This window comes from Pseudoalteromonas sp. Ld19, assembly GCF_045064135.1.
Taxonomy (GTDB): Bacteria; Pseudomonadota; Gammaproteobacteria; order Enterobacterales; family Alteromonadaceae; genus Pseudoalteromonas; species Pseudoalteromonas aliena.
Window position 1 is genome coordinate 132,772 of sequence record NZ_JBISHA010000008.1, and the last position, 20,085, is coordinate 152,856.

Below are 20,085 nucleotides of genomic sequence, written 5' to 3' on the forward strand. Positions count from 1 at the left end.
ATTTAGGTTTTTACTATTTTGATATTGGAATTTTTGTTTCAACATAATAAAAGTACGCACGACCACGCTTTTCAAATTTTAGATCCCCGCGTACACGGCGATGCATTAATGTACATGCTGATATTTTTAAATGCTTCATAGCTTCTTTACTTGAAAGCCACTTGTCTTCTTGTTCTTGATTAGTCATTAAAATTACTCAAATTATGTATGAATTTAATATACCTAACTCTAAGTACATCGACAAATTTAGCTTAAACGCGACAGCTTAGGCAATTCCCCCGTGATCACACCCGAAATTAAATTAATGATGAGTAATTTAAATTGAGGAAATAATGTGACCCTCGGGGCGCCGAGAGATTCCAAAGAGAAGTCGGCGGTTACTTCTCTTTGGTTGCCATCGCCAATGCGATATAAGTAAATTATTTTAAAAGCTTCGCTTTTCGCGCGAGCAAGCTTTGCGCCTACAGCCAATTTTAAGGCCGCTGCTAAGACATTTCCCCCTTCACCTGCAAAACACATAATTAATGAGTAATTACCTCGCATGGATTCGAGGAAAGCGATGCTTGCAAATGGGTGAAAAACGTAGTTTTGAACGAGAGGGTATGGGTACCCGAACTGGGCAGCGTAAAGGGGTGTGAAAGTTGTGCCTTCATCGCGTTTATGTTCATATTAATTATTTGTTTAAAGATAAGTGAAATTGAGGGGCGCCGTGTGACTCCAAAGAGAGATCGGCGCTTGTCTTTCTTTGGTTGCCATCGCCAACGCGATATTAAGTCAATTATTTTAAAAGCTTCGCTTTTCGCGCAAGCAAGCTTTGCGCCTACAGGTGTTTGAGTGAGCTTTGTTTAAAAGCCAAAGTGCGAAGTAAATTCGCACCTACGCTTTTGTTGAGCGCGGTGCTTAAATTACTGTAGGTGAGATTGTATTTATGAACCTTTTTTTAGCTCTGTAATCGCTTTAATGCTAAATACGTGCATAGTTATGTAGTGTTGCTTTTTAATGACTGTTTTTACAATACTTTGATCAATATTTAAGTAATCGTGAACAAGTGCATTTCGTAAGCCTATAATTTTACGCCATGACAGTAGTTCTGCCTCGCTCAAAAAGCCTAAATTAGTAAGTTCGCTAAATGTTTGATAGGCGTTGCTACTGGTACTACTTTTGTGCTGCTTTAGCCAATGCTTTGATAAACCAATACACACCTCGGTCATTAACTGTAGTAATCGCTCTGCAGCTCGGTAGTCTCTGCTATTAAGTGAATCGATTTGACTGAGTTCGTCGAGTTCTTGCATATATTCGTCAATATGGCGTGTTACTTCACTTAAATAAAGTGTAATTCCGGTATCAGTCATGTTTACTCGCTATGGTTTCAAATTCAAACTGGCTATAAATACGCTGCTGCTCTTTCATCGCTCTAACACTATTATTACTTATAATTATTTTTCCATACTCAATAACGTTGAAAGCTAAATAACTTGGAATAATATTTATATCTATAATAGAAACAAGTTGCTCATTGAGGTTGAGTGCATTACTTATTTCAAGCTCAAGCTCTTTTGGTCTAAGGCGCTTATCAAAGAACTCCAGATCAAAGTTTTTAAATGCTACGGCTAAGTCAATGTCACTATGGGGTTGGGCTGTCCCTTTTGCGTGGGAGCCATATAACCAAACCACGTCAATGTCGGTGTTTTGCTGCAAGTACTTAATTATTTTCTGTATAACTTCATTTGCCACGAAAAACTAACCATTGATAAAAACAGTAATAATAACCTATCAGTTTTCTAGTGAACATTAAAATTGATATTAGTTTTATTTAATAGCAAGCTGGGCATCTGCAGTTGCTTAGATGAGCTTAAGTAATTTATATTTTATTGATGAAGCTTAGATTCTATTATTTATAAATAAGGCAAAGTTAACTTGTGGACGATAAATATACATTTAAACTCAAAAATGACTTATTTACTTCTGAATTAGCCCACATTGATTTATGCATAAAAATAATTAATAGAGTTGCAAATAAGCTGAGTGAGCAAATAATACAATTACCAAATATGGATGCGTTTATTTAGGTTTGAAAAATAAATTAAAACCAAAATCGCTATGTAAAATCGCACCTACGGTTTTGTTGAATGTGGTGTTTAAATTATTATAGGTGAGGTTTACACCTCGTTTTAAATTGCTTGTTTATTTATTCTCTGTGTAGCGCTTAAAAGTAATGAGGCAATTAACTCCGTTATTCGCCTCATTGTATGAGGCGAATAATTGGCGTAGACTGAAGCTAATTAATTTTAGGACATAAAGACTATGTGGATATGGCAACAGCAAAACTGGCCAAACTTTACGTGGGATGATGCGGCGCTTGCCCCTTTACTAAGGGAGCTTTCATATAATCAAGGTTTATTAGTAGGGCGTATGGGCGTGCAAACTGCTCATCAAAAGCAGCAGGCCCTTGATACCTTACTTGCAAATATTATTCACTCCAGTGCGATTGAGGGCGAAAAGCTTAATGCATTTTCGGTTCGGTCTTCACTTGCAAAAAAGCTCAATATTAATGAGCAGCCTTACCCAACAACTGTGCAAAGCGATAATCTTGCAGAGATTATGCTTGATGCGATAAATAACACAGGCTCAGCGCTTAATTTAGAGCGAGTGCTTAATTGGCATCGCTTATTGTTTGCAGGTGAGCAAAGCTTGTTTACTAAAATTGAAGGCGGGCAATTGCGTGGTGACGAGCCAATGCAAGTGGTGTCGGGGCGCTTAGATAAACCGATATTACATTTTACAGCGCCTCCTAAAGAGCGAGTAAATAAAGAACTTTCGCTATTTTTTAACTGGTTTAACAAAGCGCAAAATGAACCTCAAATAGACCCTTTTATTCGGGCAGCTATCGCACACTTATGGTTTGTAACAATACATCCACTTGAGGATGGTAATGGGCGTATTACGCGGCTTATAACCGACCTGGCATTAGCGCAAGAACATGCTGAGTCAATTCGGTTTTACGCTATGTCGGTGGCTATTTTAGAAGACAGAAAAAGCTACTACGAAGTGCTTGAAGCAACTCAGCGTGGAGAGCTTTGTATTACAAAGTGGATTAAGTGGTTTTTACGTACGCTCAATAATGCGATACACCATACGCTTAATAATATTGAGCAAACAATTTTTAAAACCAATTACTGGGCAAGTAAAGATCAAACAAAGTTAGGTGAGCAGCAAGTAAAAGTGCTTAATAAGTTACTTGATGGCCAATTTGAACAGGGTATTAGTGCGAGTCAGTATCAAAAAGTGGCTAAGGTTAGCCGTGCAACCGCAACACGCCATTTATCGGACTTGCAAACGCTTGGATTCATAATAAAAACCGCCGCAGGTGGGCGCAGTACACGTTACAAGGTTGCCCAATGAGGCAATTAAACACCTATTTGCCTCACTATTTGAGGCAAATAGGTGTTTTAAATTGAACTAGCCCTGTTAAATGTTAAATTCAAAGCGAGCAGCAAACTCCTATCTATAATTTAAAAGCTGCACTTTTCGCGCGAGTAATCTTGATGTACTTTAAAACATTTATAGGTACACTCTTTTAAGCTTTTTAATTTAACGGATTAACAATGATTAAATGGATTTTACTAATTTTAACCACAGTATTTGCTACAGAACTATATGCTGATGAGACGTACTCCCAAGCTCATTGCGATAGCATTAAAAAAGAACGCAAAGCTATTCGATCGAAATTTAGAAGTGGCTACAGCACAAAAGAAGGTGAGCGTTTAATTGCACGCGATAAAGTTTTATTTACCTTGCTTGCCAATCACTGCAGTAAGCCTAAAAAGAGTGGCAGTGCTTATCAGGCTACTTCTTCTACCCCAACTCGTACGCCTAATAGCAATTGGTTACTCAATCAAAAAGTATCAAACATGTCTTTGCACAGTGGAAAGAGCGTTCATAAATATGTTTAAAACAAAATTACGCGTGGTGTTTGTATTTTTTGTGTTGCTGGTTGCCTCGGCGCTCATTGCTAATCATTTTACTGGGCGGGTATTTAATTATAATGACCCAATTGGTGAGGTTAAACGCATATATAACAGTTTAGCGTTGCAGATAGTGACTGAGCCTATAAACACAAAACAGTCTAAAAAAGTAAGCACAACGACGATGCAAAAAACGTTAGCATCTGCCGATAATCATTTATTTCAGGCTAACAATACGCGCTGCGCAGATATATCGTTAGGTGAGGTTAAATATAAACGTAATGGCGATATATTCACGTGGACAGACAGTGACGGTGTGCCGCATTTTAGTGATAAAAAACCTGACTTTGCAGTAGCGACCTACAGTACAGGTTTTGCTGAACCACTTGACTACTTTGAGCTTACCTTAAAAACGGCTAATTTACCGTCGTCGTTTAATCAAGAGCTACGCATTAAACTTAACACAGTATTTAAGGTGTACGGCCAAATTATTGGTGTACATGCACTTAAAAAGGTAAAGCTGAATTTAACGGTATTGGCTAAGCGCCGTGCTTACGAGGCCGCAATAAAGCAACGCGGTGGTGAGCCTATAAACACTGCGGGTATGTATTTTCACGCGAGTAATTCTGCTTTTATTCACTATGATAATGCACACAGTGCAATGCGCACGTCGGTTCATGAGGCGGTGCATGCTATTAATAAGGCTGTGTTAGGTTATACACCAAGATGGTTAAATGAGGGGTTTGCTGAGTACTTTGAGCTGACTAAAAATAATATGCAAACGGCTGTTGTAGAGCCAAATAGGTCGTGGACAACAAATAGCAGTATCGCTAAAAGTGTATTCACAATTAATTGGTTAATCGGCTTGGAGGATACGTGGCAAAAAGGCGACAACAGCAAACTTTATGCAAGTAGCTGGGCTGCTATTTATTTTTTAATGGATACACAGGCAGGGAGAGCTTTACTAAAAAATATAATGCTTGCTGAGCAACAGTCACCGTGTAGCAAGTTGTCTGAACAAAAATTAAAAAAGATGTTGTATACACAATTACCAAATCTTAAACGTGAATATTCTCAGTGGTTAAAAATACCTTTTAAAGTACATAATTTTTAACCTGTTTGGAGTGTATTGATAAGGTGAGTGGACGGATGGAAATTGGGTTTGGATTTGCGTTATAAATGCCTCATCCGCAGTGATTTAAAATTAAAATAAAGCGTGATGTTAGATCATACCTACAAATTAAAAGCTGCGCTTTTTACGCAAGCAAGCTTGGCGTCTACAGGTGTTTAGGTTGGCTTTGTTTGTATACGCGAGTAAGTTCGTTATTTACAGGTGATTAGGTGAGCTTTGTTTGTAGACGTAGAGCTTGCTCACGTGAGAGGCGTTTAAATGTTCTATGTGGTGTTACTCTACTTCGACGCTAATAAGTGATTTATAAGCGCCGCTTTCTAGGGCATCAAAATACGCTTGGTAACGGCCTGTTTGCTTAAACTTTACTAACTGTTGGTTAAAAATAACTAATAGCTTTTCGCTGCTTGGGTTATTTTTTGGGAATAATAAAAAGCTTTGATTTACTAACACTGGCTTTGGATGATGACTAATAGTATCAATAAGCTCAGGCAACTTGGTATTTAGGGTGTGATAGCCTACATTTTGCTCTTCGGCAAAAGCGTCAATGCGGCCCATCACTAAACGCTGAAAATTTTGCTCTGTTGTACTTACGCGCGATATTTCAAATAAGCCTTCTTCAATTGCTTTATCAAACTTTTTGCCATAACTGTAGCCGAGCCCGCCTCCTAGTAGTAGACCTTTTAAATCACTGAGTTTGTACCAGCTAAACTGCCGCTGTTTTTGATAAAAAAATACAAACCGTTCATTTAGTACCGCCTCGCTATATAAATAGTGGCGTGCGCGGTCTTTTTCAAACATCCACACTGCGGTGGCTGCGTATTTGTTATTAAGGGTGTCGTGATAGGCGCGCGGCCAAGGTAAAAATGTAAAGCTGACCTCAATATTGGCTTGTGCAAATACGCCAGTGATCAAGTGAGCAATTACGCCTTTATAAGGTAACGATTCACTTAAAAATGGTGGCCATTCACCTGCGCTAATTTGCAGGGTTTTAAGGTTATTAGTCGCAGCCTGATTTTCTACCTCAATCGCGTGACTGTAATAACTCATAAAAACCATTAACAATAAAGGCATAGCATAAATACAGCGTTTTAATTTAGCCATTAGCATAACTTTACCTTTTTTGTATAAACCCTAGTTAAACATAGCAATAGCTGGTAAAGCTGGTTAGTTTATGCTTAAACCGTATACTCGCTTAACTGAATACGCAGTAAACTACTCTTTAGTTTGCATGCTTTTAGCGCGCGCTTCTGCATCTATTAATGCTTGTGATTTAGGTGTACGTTTTTTCTTTTCTATAACTGGTTTTTCGGTTGATTCGGGATCCCAGCTTGGATCTAACGATAGGTTTGCAAATGGGTTGCTGCTGTCAATTTTTGCTGCTTCAACGTTAGGTTCAACAGGTTTTGGCTTTTCTTGTATTTTTACTCCAGGTAATGGTGCATCAGGATCGAAAGTGCGCACTTCTGGCTCTTTAAAGTCGTGCTCGTTACTAAATAAAGTCGCCTGCGGTGCAAATACTTTTTCAACTGCATGTGCATTTTCATTAGGTGCAGGTGAGTGTATTAACTCAGGAGGTTTGATGGCCGGCTCTGAAACTAACTCCTCACTCTTTTGATCATTACGTACTGCGCTTTCGTGCTTATGTGGATTGTTAATTGCTAAGGCATCGGGATCAAATTTACGAACTTTTGGCTCATTAAAGTCATTGGCACTTTTTATACGCGCTGCAGCCTTGTTCGCTGCGGCTTCAAACTCTGCGGTATTAAGCTGCGGTATTGGCTCACTTAATATAGCTGATTTTTTTTGATCTAAGGCATTTATTGTTGGTTTTTTATTTATATTATCGGCTGCAGGTTCGGCTACTTTTGCTTTAGATGCATTCAATGGGGGAGTTGTTGGCGTTTGTAATGTTTGCGCTACGCTCGAAATAGCGGTGGTTTCTTTGTTTTGCTTAGCACGGCGCAAACGGACTATAGCCATAACTGCAATCAGCACCACTATAAGCAGTATCAAGCTAGGTAAAAGAAGTGAGTGCGTGCTTTTTACTACTGGCTCAGAGGGCTGAGTGGGAATTAACGTTGGCGCAGGTTTTAATGTTGATAAAGGTGCTGGGAGTACTTCTTTAGTGAGTGTACTGTTTGGTTTTATGGGGGTATTTGGCACGGTTGGCCCTTGCTCTGGAATAACCGCTTTTGGATTAGCTTGTGGTTTGTGAACTACTGGTTTTACATCAAGCATGGCTTGACTTTTATTGTCGGTAAGAGGCTCAACAGTGGGTGTTTGTTGTTCATTAACTACGTTTTTATTTACTGTTTCACTGGTTTTTTCGACTACAGGCGTTGGCTTGGCAGTAATAGGTACAGTTTTAACTTGTGCTTGTAGTTGCTTGGGAGGGATACAGTTTTTACTGTGATCGCGTACTGCATTACGGTAGTTTCTACTTGTTTTATCATTACTGTGTTGCTGCATTTCTTGTTTTATAAGTATGCACATAGCCTCGTTATAAGCTGCGCTATTAATACTATAAAGTAGGGCAAAACAAAGTGTGAAGCGTGTAAATAAAGTTATCATAAAGGTAAAAGCGCTTAAACATTAATGGTTTGATTTTAAGCGCAAAATTAAAAATTATCTAGAGTGGATTAGTCTATTACCATAAGGCTGCGATATTCGTCGTAAGCAAATTGGTCAGTCATGCCACTTATATAATCTTGAATTAATCTACAGCGATAATAAAACTCATAGGCGGCAAAATGATCGGGCTCCTCTTGCATAGCGTCTATGGCATGTTGGTAGCTATTTAGGTGTTTTTTAGAAAGCTTTTTAACCAAGCGTGATTCTATTAATAGGCGTGAGTCGCCGTTTAATGCGCGCTTAAAGTCGTCGCTGTTTAATAGCAGTAATGGCTTATAGCAGTCGAGTAGGCCGTTAATAATTCGGTAACCTTGCAGCTCTAGCTTTTCGACCTCTTTGTTAGAAAAAACATGCTCAAGGGCTACTTGTTTTAGTGTTTTGGTTACCGCGTGCAGGTGGCTTCTGTCTTCTAATAGGGCATAGTTAAAGTCGCCATGATAAATAGGCTCTATGTTTTCGATAAACCGTTTTGCAGCATGGCCAACGAGCGGGTGCAGTAGTGATACTCTAAGGTATATAAAAAACTCACTGTTAAAATTGTACGGCTGGGCTTTGGCGCGATCGAGTGCGTAATCTACCGCTTTATCTACAAAATTTTCATGTTCGGTGTCGTCTATTGTAAGGTTTATAAGTGCTTTTTTATAATGATTTTTAAGCTGTGTGCAAAGGAACTCGGTACTTATTATGCCCTTTTCTACAGCGTCTTCTATATCGGCTAGGCAATACGATATATCGTCGGCAGCTTCCATTATGTAACTTGCGGGATGGCGGCAATATGGCTCAATAGTGAGCTCGTTTTGCAATGCTTCAACAAAGGCTTTTTCGCTGTAGTAGTAACCTACTTTTTTCATTAAGTAATTTTTGTTTTGCGGTATATTTTTTACATCAAGTCCCGCTGGACGGGTGTATTTTAAAATACCGGCGCTTTGGCTATACGTTAAATTAAGCGTTTGCAAAGAATGAATAATACGTATGCCTTGAGCATTACCTTCAAAATTACAAATATCAAGTGCAAGGTGTTTAAAAACTACGCCTATGCCGGTATTAGGCTCTTGGCAACGCATTGGTGTAATGCTCACTAAGTTGTTATTAAACCAATGGTTAATTGCAGCTTCGCCAAAGTGACCAAAGGGTGGATTGCCAATGTCATGCATCAGGCAGGCCATTTCGACTAAGCTTTCTAGTGGGCGTTCAAGCCCTGTTAGCCCGTAGTCTTTTTGCTGTTGGTAGCTTAAATTAGCAAAAATACGCTGCACTATAAAACGACCAACTTGCTGTACTTCAAGCGAATGAGTAAGACGCGAACGAACTGCTGCATTACGCTCAAGTGGAAAAACTTGTGTTTTTTGCTGCAACCGACGAATAGCTGCGCTATTTATTATGCGACCACGGTCGCTTTCAAGCGCCATCTGTAAGTTAGATGTAGTGCGATACATACGCGCTGGCGTTATTTTTTTACTAAAGTCGATAGTCATCGTAGTCCTTTTTATAATTGATGACTGGCAAATTAAGTGCGCGATGTCATTCTTTATTAATACTTAAACGTTAATATATACACCTAGGCGAGTTAGGTACAGGTGCTTGTATCATTTGGGTGTCACCAATTGTATTATAAAGTTAGATTTTTCAGTATTTAACGTATTTTAAAGCAGGCGAGTAATTATGATGAAGCAATGGATTTTAAAGGTGATAGCGCTATGCCTTTTAGTGGGAATAAGTAGTACTGCGTTTGCAGCAAAAGAGCAAACCGTGGTGCTGGTATCAATTGATGGCTTGCGCTGGGATTACATTGAAAAGCATGGCGCAGAAAACTTAAAAGCGATGGCAGAGCGCGGTGTGCGTGGGCAAAAATTGATTCCAGTTTATCCAACTAAAACATTTCCTAATCATATTTCTATTATTACGGGATTATTGCCGGTAAATCATGGCATTGTTGATAATAGTTTTTGCGATAAAGCGCGTAAAAATGAATGCTACAGCATGGGTAAAGCGCTGGGCGACAGTACATGGGTAAAGGGGATTCCGCTTTGGAATTTGGCAAAAATGCAGGGGCTTAAATCTGCAACTTACTTTTGGCCTGAGTCGGATGCGTTATTTAACGGTATGACCCCTGATTACTATTACCACTACTCAAAATACAGTGACTATCAAAGACGTGTTGATCAAATTATTCAGTGGTTAAGTTTACCAAAAGCACAACGTCCGCGTTTTGTAGCAAGTTATTTTTCATTGGTTGATAGTATGGGCCACGAATTTGGCCCCGATGCGCCACAAACTCGTGATGCCGTTAAGCAGCTAGATGAATTAATGGGGCAGTTGCAAACGCGTTTAAGTAAGCTAGAGCAAGATGTAAATTTAGTTATTGTTTCTGATCATGGGATGACAAGTATCGACCCCGAAAAAAGCATTGATACAACGACCCTTCCTCAAGATAAAAACTTTTTAGTTAAAAACACCGGACCACGTTTGCTTATTTACACGCAACCCGGTGCTAAAAATGCCGATATTAAAGGCTATAAGGCACGTTTACAAAAAGCAGCAAACGGGCGTTATACTGTATTAACTGACGCGCAATTAGCTGCATATCATTATAATAAAGGTACTCGCGTAGGTGATATTGTGGTGCAAACGACCGCGCCAGCGGTATTTACTAATGGTAAAAAGCCAATGTACTTAGGCACTCATGGTTATGCATATACAGAGGATATGGCGGCATCACTTATTGCTGTTGGCCCTGCCTTCAAGCAAGGTGTAAGCCTCGAAAAAGTAAATAACCTTGATATCTATCCGGTGCTTGCAAAAGTAATGGGGCTTAAATTGTTAAACAAAGTGGATGGCGATGGCAAAACGTTAATGCCAGCAATTAAACAAAAAATGATTGTGCATTAGTAAGGCAAAAAAAGAGCGCCGAAGCACTCTCAAGGGAAGAATATATTATACCCATTCGTATAAATTGTTGAACAATCAAAGGGAATACTTAAACAAATGGGCATATTAATACCAATTTTATTAAAAACATGATCATTGTAGCGCATTAAATAACTTACTAACGACGTTAAAAATTATTTATATAGAACAACTATGTATCATAATTTTAGCCTTGTTATTGAGCTATTTTCTTATCGCTATAATAATCACTAATTTAATACAATTGGTATAAAGTGTAAAAGTGGGTAATTAGCCCACTTTTACAATCAGCTTTTTACTTAAAATTAGCGATGCTTGTTTTAGTCGCTTTTATAGTACGAATAGCATATGACTCGTTGGTTACGCCAAATGGTACGCCGCCAACAGCCCAGTTTGGATTTGAAAAGTAGTCGTATTGTGTTGCGCTACCAAATACATGTGGGTAAGCCATAATACTTGCAAAGTTGTTTTGTACGCCATGGCCCATACCGTCTGTGTATACACCACCAGAAGTATCGCCTTGTCTACGAGAATGCGCTAAACCTTGGTTGTGACCTAGCTCATGTAGAAAAGTGGTTGCGCCACAGTCAATCGCACTGATTGAGTACATGTTATTACTCATTGAGTTATATAAGTTACCATTTGTACCTTGACCAACCCACGCTAAACCACATGAAATAAGTCCATTACCAGCACTTTGGCCAGTACCTAGTACTGCAACCATATCTGCTTTCCAATCAGAACGAAGGCCGTCTACGTAGCTGCTGTTAGTGATTGAATTTAACCATTGCTCTGATGGTGTTACTGCGTAGTCACCTAGGTTTTTTTTACCTACTAAACGTAGAGTAATGTCTACACCGTTTTGGCTATATACCTGATTACTAAAAGCAATTAGTTGATTTATTTTTGTATCAATATTGCTTGTTGCCGCAGCTGATTGATCAGTATATAAAATACCAATATCGATAGTTTCTGCTTGTACAATACTTGTCATACATAATGCTGCAGCAACAGCGGTTGTGGTGATTAATTTTTTCATTGTTGTATTACCTTACTCTTGTTGTGGTTTAACTTTTTAGCTTACGGTTTGTCATCTGCTTTTGGTGCAAATATGTCTACGGTTTTATCTGTTTTTTGCTCTGGCGTACTCACATCGTGTTCTATGTGACTTTTATATAAATCACGCTTAGCCGCTATCCAGCCATACTGGCCTTTGCTTTCAAATACATAGTTACCGCTTGGTGCCGTAAACTGGCCATAAACGGCGTTTTTTCCTACGGTTAGGACCGTATTGTGCATTTGCCCGTCGACTCCGGTTACTGTGCCAAATATGCTTTTATCGCCATTTTCGGCACTTACAACATTCGTTACTTCGGCGGTGTACGTTTCGGTTGTTTGAGGAATGGCTAAATCAAAATTTTCGCCCGTTTTTAAGGCGCGTAATGAACTTAAATCAAACTCTACATATGCTTCATTGTGCAAATCAGTAGGCAGTACCTTTGCGTTTATAAGTACTTGCTTGGCTTTATCTGAAAGACGATTCACTGCGTCAAACTCGTTAAATGGCACATTTTGAAGTGTTGGCGCGCTTGCTTTCGAAATTATCGGATCGTTACTCATATCAATAGGTAGAGGCGCATGTGTATTTTGAGCCGACAAACTACTCACCGGTACTATGTCAATAGCGATTGGTGCACTACGCTCTGTAATATCATCATTGTTAACAAATAGTTGATAAGTAGCAAAGGCTGGTAACGAAATTGCTATGGTTAAGGCAATAGACCTCTTCATTTGTTTCTCTTTTCGCGCTTTAAGTTAATTGAGTGTTACGTTTTATAGTATAAGTTAGATTAGATCAAGAAAATAAATGTAATCAAAAAGTGGTAACAATTAATTTTTTAATCCCTTCTTTAATATAAAGTTATTCTATTCCCATCCTTTTTTTATTATTTGGTATTGGTTTTTTTCCTGTATTTACACTGGGTTGGAGTTTTTATGGGAACTTCATTGTTTAGTTAAATACAATACTAAAAAGCCTAATTTACTGAATAATTAAATTTGAAAATAAAGTTGATTTTTTTGTCTTTAATATCGCGAATTTATAGCTATGAATAATATGTGTGCAGATAATGAGTGGCGGTTTTCAATGAACATAAGATTGGTTTATGCCAAAACAGAGGTGCTTAATATTTTGAAAACTGCGTTTTTATACGCCAGCAAGTTTTGCGTCTACAGGTAAATTATAAGCTTGTGCTGTAGGGTCGGGCTTGCTCACGCGAGAAGCGGTAGCTTCTTATTGTTAAGATATTTTAAAAACTGCGTTTTTACACGCAAGCAAGCTTTGCGTCTACAGGTAAATTATAAGCTTGTGCTGTAGGGTCGGGCTTGCTCACGCGAAAAGCGGTAGCTTCTTATTGTTAAGATATTTTAAACACTGCGTTTTTATACGCCAGCAAGCTGCGCGTCTACAAGTAAATTATAAGCAGAGGTTGTAGGCGTAGAGCTTGCTCACGCGAGAAGCGGTAGCTTCTTATTGTTAAGATATTTTAAACACTGCGTTTTACACGCCAGTAAGCTTTGCGTCTACAGGTAAATTATAAGCAGAGGTTGTAGGGTCGGGCTTGCTCACGCGAGAATAGGGGGACATAAAGGATTGTGCATATAGCGGGTACAATTGACTCGCTAAATGCTTTTTATTTATAAACGCTTATAACATCGGTTTTAACACATCAAAAATTGCATTGATGTGGTCGTCTCTGTCGTTAAGGGCTGCTATATAGCGGTATTTTTCGCCACCTGCTTCTTCAAAAATTTCGCGGTTTTCGCCTTCCAGCTCTTCTAGAGTTTCTAAGCAGTCTGCGCTAAAAGCAGGGCTAATTATGGCTACGTCTTTTATTCCTTCACTTGGAAGGCTTTCAAGGGTTGCATCTGTGTATGGTTTTAACCATTCGGCCTTACCAAATCGACTTTGGAACGTACTAATTACGTTGTCTTTATCAAGGCCTAACTTTTCTACGACTAAACGCGTGGTTTGTAGGCACAAACAATGGTAAGGATCGCCTCGCTCTAAAAACAACTGAGGCATACCGTGATATGAAAAAACCAGCTTTTGTGGCATTCCATTGGCTTCTAAATCTTCGCTAATACTATTGGCCAAGGACTCAATATAACGAGTATTTTTATGATACCCATTTATAAAATGTAGTTCAGGCACCCAGCGCCATTTACGTAATACACTTGATACAGCATCAAACGTCGAGCCTGTTGTTGGGCTAGAATACTGAGGGTACATTGGCAATATAATGATACGGGTTAAGCCTTTGTTTCTGAGTTCTTCAAGACCAGCTTCGATTGACGGATTGCCATAGCGCATTGCCATAACAACTTCTGTATTGGTGTACCCTTGCTCTTTTAATAATGCATTTAATTTAACGCTTTGTTGGCGAGTAATATGAGTAAGAGGCGAGCCGTTTTCGGTCCATATGCTTTTATATAATTTTGCTGAACGCTTAGGGCGCACACGCAAAATAATGCCATGTAATATGATCATCCACACTAAACGAGGAATTTCTACTATGCGAGGATCAGATAAAAACTCACGTAGATAAATTCGTAAAGCAGCAGCGGTGGGGGCGTCGGGGCTTCCTAAGTTGGTAAGTAATATTCCCGTTTTTTGATTAAAACGCCCGTCGTGGGGATTATCGGTTACGGCAGAAAATCGCGACACGTTGTGCTCCTTCAAGCTAGGTTAATTTTGTAATGAGTGTTAAGCCTGAGGCAAACTTCTTTAATGGATATCAGACTATTTAAGCCCATTGTAACGAATAAAAGCCTAGTTTAGATCAATCATTTAGCAGTTTTAACCATTATTCTAAAGGGCGTTGGTTTTTTTGCTTCAAGCTGCTGAAGCTTTTCTATTGATTTACGAACAAACACATGACCTTTAGGTAGCAGCATTATACCGGCGTGGCTGTGTAAAGCATGGCCAAGTACCATATTTTCCTTAAGTTCGGATGCTGTGCAAATAAGTACTGAACCAGCCGTACTTTTTTGCTCGCTCATTTTAGCTTGGCTGGCTTCTAAGGCGCGTACAATTTTAGGATGATAAAATGTACCACTGTAAAGTTTTACATTTTCTAATGCGTTTGTGTGGCGATCTTTTTCATCTACTGCATTACTGAGTTCAAATGCATCCCAGTAGTCGCGTGCTAAACCAAGTACCATAGCACCAATAGGAATATCATTTCCAGCAAGTCCTTTTGGCATACCATTACCGTTGTAGCGTTCAAACTGATAATAAATGGCATCCGATAAGTCGTGCAAATGTGTGGCGGGCATTAGCATTAATTGTGCGGTACTTGGATGCGTATAAAATGTTTTACGTTGTAATTCGTTTAGTTTACTAACCGGCTTTTTATAAAGTTCAGGATCCATTGCAAGTAGCCCTATTTGGGCTAAGTAACCAGCCATAGGGGCAAGATCTATACTTGCTTGTGATAGGTTTAAATATAACGCTATTTGTGTACATGTATTTGCAATATTTTGTGCTTTGTTCCCATCAAGGTATGGATTAGCGTTAATAAAATTATAAAGTAGCTCAACGGTTGCTTTGTGTTCGTGTTTTTCTCGCTCGTTAGCTGCTTCGAGCTTTTTTAGCACTTGTTTAATTTGTTGAGTACGCTTTTCTACGCGTTGCTCTAATGAGTTATTTAACTCGAGGAGTTCTTGGTTTTGTGTTTTAACTTGTTCTTCTAATAGTTTATTTTGATTTTTTAATGCAAATTTTTCGAGGCTGTTATTAATACTGCGCAGCAGTAAGTCGTTTTGCCAAGGTTTTTGAATATAACCGTTGATTTGACCTTGGTTAACAGCCGCTAAGGTTGTTTCTATATCGGCATAACCGGTCAATAAAATACGTTGTGTGTTTGGTGCTAAAGCACGGGCTTTTTCTAAAAATTGTGCGCCATTCATTTGTGGCATGCGCATGTCGCTAATGATTAAACCAAATTCATGGTTTTCAAAAAGTTTTAATGCCTTTTCAGGGTTATCAGAAATAATAACAGTTAGCTCATTTGTTTTGAGTAAACGCATTAAGGAACGCAATACAATTTCGTCATCATCGACGCACAGAACATCTACATATTTAGCTGGTGTGTGTGTTGTTGAGTTTGTCATTGCTTTACCCCGTTACGTAACCCTAGTTTGAACACATTTGATCCTAAAACTGATATAACATATTTACTAAGCGTAGCTTAAAAAAAAAATTGAGTTGCGTTATTAAACTTAGGCAACTACATCTTACTTATTAATAAGTATAAGGGTGCGAGCTATGAATGGATCAGATAGCGGTTTTGAGCAGGCTTTTTTGAATGAACAAAAAAAACGTTTAGCGGCAGAGTCGCTACTAAAAGATAAAAGCCGTGTTTTAGTCGCTATTAATAATGAATTACAAAAAAAGATAGCAGATCTAGAGTATCAACAAAAGATGTTTATTCAAACTGAAAAAATGGCAACGCTAGGGACCCTTTGTGCTGGAGTCGCGCACGAAATAAATAATCCGCTAGCCTATGCTATGAGCAACATTGAAGGTTTACAGCAGGTAGCCCCCAACATATTTGCGCTGCTAGAACTTAATGATCAATATTTAAAAGGAGACATTGCTAGTCGTGATTATAAAATTGAACTGGCCCTTTTAAATGAGCGGCAACGCTTTTCATGGATCGGTTGCGATTTGTTAGAACAAATAGACGATAGTGTAGAGGGCCTTAGTCGTATTAAGCACATAGTGCATAATTTATTAAACTTTGCTCACCCGTCAATAAGCCAAGATAAACAGCAAGCGAATGTAATCGAGGCTGCAAATAACGCATTAAAATTGCTTAGCAGCCAGCTTAAATTATGCAAAATTAAAACTCACTTCGATTCGGTGCCCAGCATTACTTGTAATTTATCGTCAATTAATCAAATTTTTGTAAATTTATTAATGAATGCAAGCCAAGCATACGAGTTTAAAAATGCTAAAAACTGTGTAATTGAAGTGAATGTTTTTGAAGTTTCTGGACACATTTGCATCGAAGTGAAAGATAATGGCTGTGGTATGAGTGAATATACCCAAGCACATATGTTTGACCCCTTTTATACAACAAAAGATATAGGACAAGGTACTGGGATGGGGATGACACTGGTGTACGCTATGGTACGTGATCATCATGGAACAATAGAAGTTAACAGTGTATTAGATGAAGGTACAAGCATTCGGTGCTTGTTACCAATAAAAACAGAGGCTAGTTAAAAAAAACACAATGTAAATATAAGGTTAATTAATTGAGTCCTGCAATTTAATGCTTTAGTTGTGGTTATTTTAGTCTGTTTGAGGTGGTTTTTTCCTGTATTTGAACTTGTTTGCATACTTAGACCAATTATTTAATTTTTTCATTTCTTTTTGGTTGTATATGTTGCTAGGATGTTTGCAACAGGTTGTGACTATTACAACCTCACACATATTATAAAAACAGAAAAACAGGGTCACCATTATGCCAACATATCGTTTAAATACACTCGCTGTAGCCATTGCTTTTGCCTTTAGCGCACCAAGTATTGTTAATGCACAAGAAGCACCGGTACAAGCAAAAAAAAATATCGAACAAATTTCTGTGCTCGGTTCGCGGGTATCTAATCGAACTTCAACAGAGTCTTCGTCTCCTATCGATTTAATTGACGCTGATGATTTAAATAAAGGCGGGTTTACAGAGCTTGGTCAAAGCCTACAAGCAACAGCACCCTCTTTTAACTTTTCGCGTACGCAGGTGTCAGATGGCTCTGATTTATTTAGACCCGCTACGCTTCGTGGCTTACAGCCTGATCAAACACTTGTTCTTGTAAATGGTAAACGTCGTCATAATCAATCTATTTTTGGCCTTAATGGTACTGTAGGCGCAGGCGCTGCAGGCACCGATATGAATGCAATTCCACTTACTGCTTTAAAAGGTGTTGAAGTACTGCGCGACGGCGCTGCTGCACAATATGGCTCTGATGCGATTGCGGGTGTAATTAACCTATCACTTAATAATTCAACAGGCATTACTACAGGGTTTGTACAATACGGAAGCACCAGTGAAGGCGATGGCGATACTATTTCAGCCGGTATTAACCGTGGTTTTGATTTAGGAAACGAAGGCGGATTTATTAATTTATCGCTTGAGTATCGTGATGCAGATGGCACTAACCGTGCCGAGCGCGATACAGGTGGTTCGTTAAATGTTGCGCCAGGGACGCTTTCAAAAGACGTGCGCTGGGGGCAAGGTAACTCTGAAAGCGAGTTTACTTCATTATTTTATAACATGGCACTGCCATTTGGTGATGCAGAGCTTTATTCGTTTGGTGGTTACTCTGAGCGCACTGCGTTAGGTAACGGTTTTTACCGTAACTTTAACGAAGCATCAAAAAATGTAACACAAGTATACAGCGATGGTTTTTTACCGCGTATATACAACGAGGCCCAAGACATTTCAGTTGCTGTTGGCTTTAAAGGTGAGATAAATGCCGATTGGTTTTACGATGTATCTGCTGTATATGGTGAAAATCAATATGACTTTACATCGCGTAACACACTAAACGCTTCCTACGCGGCAGAGTACTTAGTGAATAATCCAGGTGCAACAGATGCCGATATAGCAGCTAATTCAGGCCCTACAGGTGGCTACTCTGGTGGCTTTAGGTTTGATCAAACAACGTTAAATATGGATATAAGCGGTATTATTGATACAGGTAATGAACCATTATATGTTTCATTTGGCGCTGAATACCGTAAAGAAAATTATGAAATTGTACCTGGCAGCGAAGCATCGTATGCATGTGGTTTAGCCAATATGGATACGTCTTATCCATCGGTTAACGATCCTAGTCAATTTGCACAATGTGGTTTTCAAGCTTATAACGGACTTCGTCCTGAGGCCTCTAATGAGGCCGACCGCTATAGCTATGCAGTTTACGTAGATTTAGAAACGATGATAACCGATGCATGGAATGTGAGCGGTGCTTTACGTTACGAAGATTTTTCTAACGCGGGTGACGACATCATTGGTAAATTAGCAACACGTTACGAAGTTAACGACGATTTTGCTGTTCGTGGTGCTGTATCGACCGGTTTTAGAGCGCCATCACTACAACAAAGTGGTTACACTGCTTTTACGACTAACTTAGGCTCTGACGGTACGTTGACTCAGTCATTTACAGCCACAACTGGCTCGGCTTTTCCAAGTGCTTTAGGTGTTGATAGCTTAGAACTAGAAACATCGACTAACTTAAGTGCTGGTTTTGTTTATGACATTAGCAGTGAGCTTTCACTGACGGTTGATTTTTATCGTGTAGAAATAAAAGACCGTATTAACTTAGGTAGCTTACTTTCGGCAGATGACGTTGCTTTTAGTGCTCAAGCAGTGGCGGCTTTGCAAGCAACGGGTGCTGTGCAAGCTAACTACTTTTCTAACTCTGTTGATTCGACTACGCAAGGCGTTGATGTTATTGCCTCGTACCGTACAGAGCTTGAAGGTGGTAACTTAGGCGTTACTTTTGCGGGTAACTTAAACGATACTAAAATAGACGGTGTAAATGCCTCTGAAGGTATTCCACAAAATGTAGCGCTTGATGACTTACAGCGTAGCTTTTTGACCGATGGGCAACCAGGTGAGCGGGCAACGCTGACGTTTGACTATGAGCGTGATGCGTATACTTCAACAGTGCGTTTTAACTATTTTGGTGAAACAGACGTAAAATACTTTGGTAACGATCATATAGAGCTTGCAACAGATGGTTCGTTTAAAGCAACCAGTACGGTTGAATCTGCGGTATTAGTTGATTTAAATGTGAGCTACCAAATCAATGATATATTTGCGCTTTCGGTAGGTGCAGATAATGTGTTTGACGAAACGCCAGATGAGTTAGGGGATGATGAGGTGCTTAATGCTATTACTAATGGTGCATTTAAATACCCTGTACGTGCATTACCTTACGGCTTTGACGGCAGAACGTATTATGCAAAAATAAGCTTTGAGTTTTAATTAGTTAAAGCATAACTTAACACTTAAAAAGTTAACAACGAGCGCAGTTATTTACTGCGCTTTTTTTATGCTTTTTTATTCTAATAAAACAGTAAACTGACGCTAAAAATTGCTTGCGCGGTTGAAAATTACGTCTACAATCGCCATCTCAGTAGTACCATTATTATTAAACGTAGGAAAAAATATGGCTAAAAAATCTAAAATGAAAACACCAAGCAACAGTGCAGTCGACACTGGCCGAGGTGTAATAAATCACAATGCACTAGCAGCATTAGTAACCTCTAAATTATTCAAACCACAAGTGGTTAAAGCTAAAAAAGGCAAGGGTTCATTTAAACGTGGTAGTAAACATTCAGGACAAGAGTCCTATTTAATCGCGGCTTAAATAGCA

At 39.0% G+C, this 20,085-nt stretch carries 17 protein-coding genes; 7 read left to right on the forward strand and 10 right to left on the reverse strand.

The features are described from left to right. Positions 1-13 precede the first annotated feature (13 nt). The 3 genes from ACJJVZ_RS00620 to ACJJVZ_RS00630 all read right to left on the reverse strand — a co-directional run bounded on the left by ACJJVZ_RS00620 (position 14) and on the right by ACJJVZ_RS00630 (position 1,734). On the reverse strand, positions 14-187 hold the full coding sequence (locus ACJJVZ_RS00620) for a hypothetical protein (protein WP_405597227.1): 174 nt from the start codon (positions 185-187) through the stop codon (positions 14-16). A 739-nt stretch (positions 188-926) separates the two neighbouring features. Further along, positions 927-1,352 carry a type VII toxin-antitoxin system HepT family RNase toxin gene (gene hepT, locus ACJJVZ_RS00625; protein ID WP_405597230.1) on the reverse strand — a complete coding sequence of 142 codons (426 nt, stop codon included), beginning with the start codon at positions 1,350-1,352 and terminating at the stop codon, positions 927-929. Further along, complete coding sequence (locus ACJJVZ_RS00630; RefSeq protein ID WP_007379066.1) at positions 1,345-1,734, reverse strand: type VII toxin-antitoxin system MntA family adenylyltransferase antitoxin; 390 nt, start codon at positions 1,732-1,734, stop codon at positions 1,345-1,347. The genes hepT and ACJJVZ_RS00630 overlap by 8 nt, the downstream gene beginning before the upstream one ends. A 570-nt stretch (positions 1,735-2,304) precedes the next feature. Here ACJJVZ_RS00630 and ACJJVZ_RS00635 point away from each other — a divergent pair. The 3 genes from ACJJVZ_RS00635 (at position 2,305) to ACJJVZ_RS00645 (ending at position 5,079) form a co-directional block, all read left to right on the forward strand. Further along, positions 2,305-3,402 carry a Fic family protein gene (locus ACJJVZ_RS00635; RefSeq protein WP_138586793.1) on the forward strand — a complete coding sequence of 366 codons (1,098 nt, stop codon included), beginning with the start codon at positions 2,305-2,307 and terminating at the stop codon, positions 3,400-3,402. Positions 3,403-3,605: 203 nt separating this feature from the next. Further along, positions 3,606-3,953, forward strand: coding sequence for a hypothetical protein (locus ACJJVZ_RS00640; protein WP_405597234.1), 348 nt, complete (start codon positions 3,606-3,608; stop codon positions 3,951-3,953). Then, complete coding sequence (locus ACJJVZ_RS00645) at positions 3,946-5,079, forward strand: DUF1570 domain-containing protein (protein ID WP_405597236.1); 1,134 nt, start codon at positions 3,946-3,948, stop codon at positions 5,077-5,079. The genes ACJJVZ_RS00640 and ACJJVZ_RS00645 overlap by 8 nt, the downstream gene beginning before the upstream one ends. A 291-nt stretch (positions 5,080-5,370) precedes the next feature. Here the strand turns inward: ACJJVZ_RS00645 and ACJJVZ_RS00650 are convergent, their stop codons facing one another. The 3 genes from ACJJVZ_RS00650 to dgt all read right to left on the reverse strand — a co-directional run bounded on the left by ACJJVZ_RS00650 (position 5,371) and on the right by dgt (position 9,203). Continuing rightward, positions 5,371-6,198 carry a substrate-binding periplasmic protein gene (locus tag ACJJVZ_RS00650; protein WP_405597238.1) on the reverse strand — a complete coding sequence of 276 codons (828 nt, stop codon included), beginning with the start codon at positions 6,196-6,198 and terminating at the stop codon, positions 5,371-5,373. 111 nt (positions 6,199-6,309) lie between these two features. Continuing rightward, entirely contained in the window at positions 6,310-7,668 is a 1,359-nt protein-coding gene (locus tag ACJJVZ_RS00655) for a cell surface protein (RefSeq protein WP_405597241.1), read from the reverse strand. A 68-nt stretch (positions 7,669-7,736) separates the two neighbouring features. After that, positions 7,737-9,203, reverse strand: a complete 1,467-nt coding sequence (dgt, locus tag ACJJVZ_RS00660) for a dGTPase (RefSeq protein WP_138585448.1) — start codon at positions 9,201-9,203, stop codon at positions 7,737-7,739. 190 nt (positions 9,204-9,393) lie between these two features. Here dgt and ACJJVZ_RS00665 point away from each other — a divergent pair, with 190 nt between their 5' ends. Then, positions 9,394-10,617 carry an alkaline phosphatase family protein gene (locus tag ACJJVZ_RS00665; protein ID WP_405597366.1) on the forward strand — a complete coding sequence of 408 codons (1,224 nt, stop codon included), beginning with the start codon at positions 9,394-9,396 and terminating at the stop codon, positions 10,615-10,617. A 313-nt stretch (positions 10,618-10,930) separates the two neighbouring features. Here the strand turns inward: ACJJVZ_RS00665 and ACJJVZ_RS00670 are convergent, their stop codons facing one another. The 4 genes from ACJJVZ_RS00670 to ACJJVZ_RS00685 form a co-directional block, all read right to left on the reverse strand. After that, positions 10,931-11,674 (reverse strand): M12 family metallo-peptidase, encoded by a 744-nt coding sequence (locus ACJJVZ_RS00670; RefSeq protein ID WP_138586559.1) that lies wholly within the window; start codon positions 11,672-11,674, stop codon positions 10,931-10,933. 41 nt (positions 11,675-11,715) lie between these two features. Then, positions 11,716-12,426: a hypothetical protein gene (locus ACJJVZ_RS00675; RefSeq protein ID WP_405597244.1), complete on the reverse strand. Its 711-nt coding sequence runs from the start codon at positions 12,424-12,426 to the stop codon at positions 11,716-11,718. A 916-nt stretch (positions 12,427-13,342) separates the two neighbouring features. Beyond that, positions 13,343-14,362 carry a ferrochelatase gene (gene hemH / locus ACJJVZ_RS00680; RefSeq protein ID WP_138586557.1) on the reverse strand — a complete coding sequence of 340 codons (1,020 nt, stop codon included), beginning with the start codon at positions 14,360-14,362 and terminating at the stop codon, positions 13,343-13,345. Between the two features lie 119 nt (positions 14,363-14,481). After that, a complete protein-coding gene (locus ACJJVZ_RS00685; protein ID WP_138586556.1) occupies positions 14,482-15,810 on the reverse strand; it encodes an HD domain-containing phosphohydrolase in 1,329 nt (442 codons plus the stop codon). Between the two features lie 154 nt (positions 15,811-15,964). Between ACJJVZ_RS00685 and ACJJVZ_RS00690 the strand changes: the two genes are divergently transcribed. From ACJJVZ_RS00690 to arfA, 3 genes are all read left to right on the forward strand, one after another. After that, positions 15,965-16,927 carry a sensor histidine kinase gene (locus ACJJVZ_RS00690; RefSeq protein WP_405597247.1) on the forward strand — a complete coding sequence of 321 codons (963 nt, stop codon included), beginning with the start codon at positions 15,965-15,967 and terminating at the stop codon, positions 16,925-16,927. A gap of 241 nt (positions 16,928-17,168) precedes the next feature. Next, positions 17,169-19,694, forward strand: coding sequence for a TonB-dependent siderophore receptor (locus ACJJVZ_RS00695; RefSeq protein WP_138586554.1), 2,526 nt, complete (start codon positions 17,169-17,171; stop codon positions 19,692-19,694). Positions 19,695-19,878: 184 nt separating this feature from the next. Continuing rightward, positions 19,879-20,079: a ribosome alternative rescue factor ArfA gene (arfA, locus tag ACJJVZ_RS00700; protein ID WP_138586553.1), complete on the forward strand. Its 201-nt coding sequence runs from the start codon at positions 19,879-19,881 to the stop codon at positions 20,077-20,079. Positions 20,080-20,085 lie beyond the last annotated feature (6 nt).

Excerpts from the sequence above, each read along its gene's own strand:
- ACJJVZ_RS00620 (WP_405597227.1), bottom strand. The coding sequence starts at position 187 with ATGACTAATCAAGAACAAGAAGACAAGTGGCTTTCAAGTAAAGAAGCT.
- hepT (WP_405597230.1), bottom strand. The coding sequence starts at position 1,352 with ATGACTGATACCGGAATTACACTTTATTTAAGTGAAGTAACACGCCAT.
- ACJJVZ_RS00635 (WP_138586793.1), top strand. The coding sequence starts at position 2,305 with ATGTGGATATGGCAACAGCAAAACTGGCCAAACTTTACGTGGGATGAT.
- ACJJVZ_RS00640 (WP_405597234.1), top strand. The coding sequence starts at position 3,606 with ATGATTAAATGGATTTTACTAATTTTAACCACAGTATTTGCTACAGAA.
- ACJJVZ_RS00645 (WP_405597236.1), top strand. The coding sequence starts at position 3,946 with ATGTTTAAAACAAAATTACGCGTGGTGTTTGTATTTTTTGTGTTGCTG.
- ACJJVZ_RS00650 (WP_405597238.1), bottom strand. The coding sequence starts at position 6,198 with ATGGCTAAATTAAAACGCTGTATTTATGCTATGCCTTTATTGTTAATG.
- ACJJVZ_RS00655 (WP_405597241.1), bottom strand. The coding sequence starts at position 7,668 with ATGATAACTTTATTTACACGCTTCACACTTTGTTTTGCCCTACTTTAT.
- dgt (WP_138585448.1), bottom strand. The coding sequence starts at position 9,203 with ATGACTATCGACTTTAGTAAAAAAATAACGCCAGCGCGTATGTATCGC.
- ACJJVZ_RS00665 (WP_405597366.1), top strand. The coding sequence starts at position 9,394 with ATGAAGCAATGGATTTTAAAGGTGATAGCGCTATGCCTTTTAGTGGGA.
- ACJJVZ_RS00670 (WP_138586559.1), bottom strand. The coding sequence starts at position 11,674 with ATGAAAAAATTAATCACCACAACCGCTGTTGCTGCAGCATTATGTATG.
- ACJJVZ_RS00675 (WP_405597244.1), bottom strand. The coding sequence starts at position 12,426 with ATGAAGAGGTCTATTGCCTTAACCATAGCAATTTCGTTACCAGCCTTT.
- ACJJVZ_RS00685 (WP_138586556.1), bottom strand. The coding sequence starts at position 15,810 with ATGACAAACTCAACAACACACACACCAGCTAAATATGTAGATGTTCTG.
- ACJJVZ_RS00690 (WP_405597247.1), top strand. The coding sequence starts at position 15,965 with ATGAATGGATCAGATAGCGGTTTTGAGCAGGCTTTTTTGAATGAACAA.
- ACJJVZ_RS00695 (WP_138586554.1), top strand. The coding sequence starts at position 17,169 with ATGCCAACATATCGTTTAAATACACTCGCTGTAGCCATTGCTTTTGCC.
- arfA (WP_138586553.1), top strand. The coding sequence starts at position 19,879 with ATGGCTAAAAAATCTAAAATGAAAACACCAAGCAACAGTGCAGTCGAC.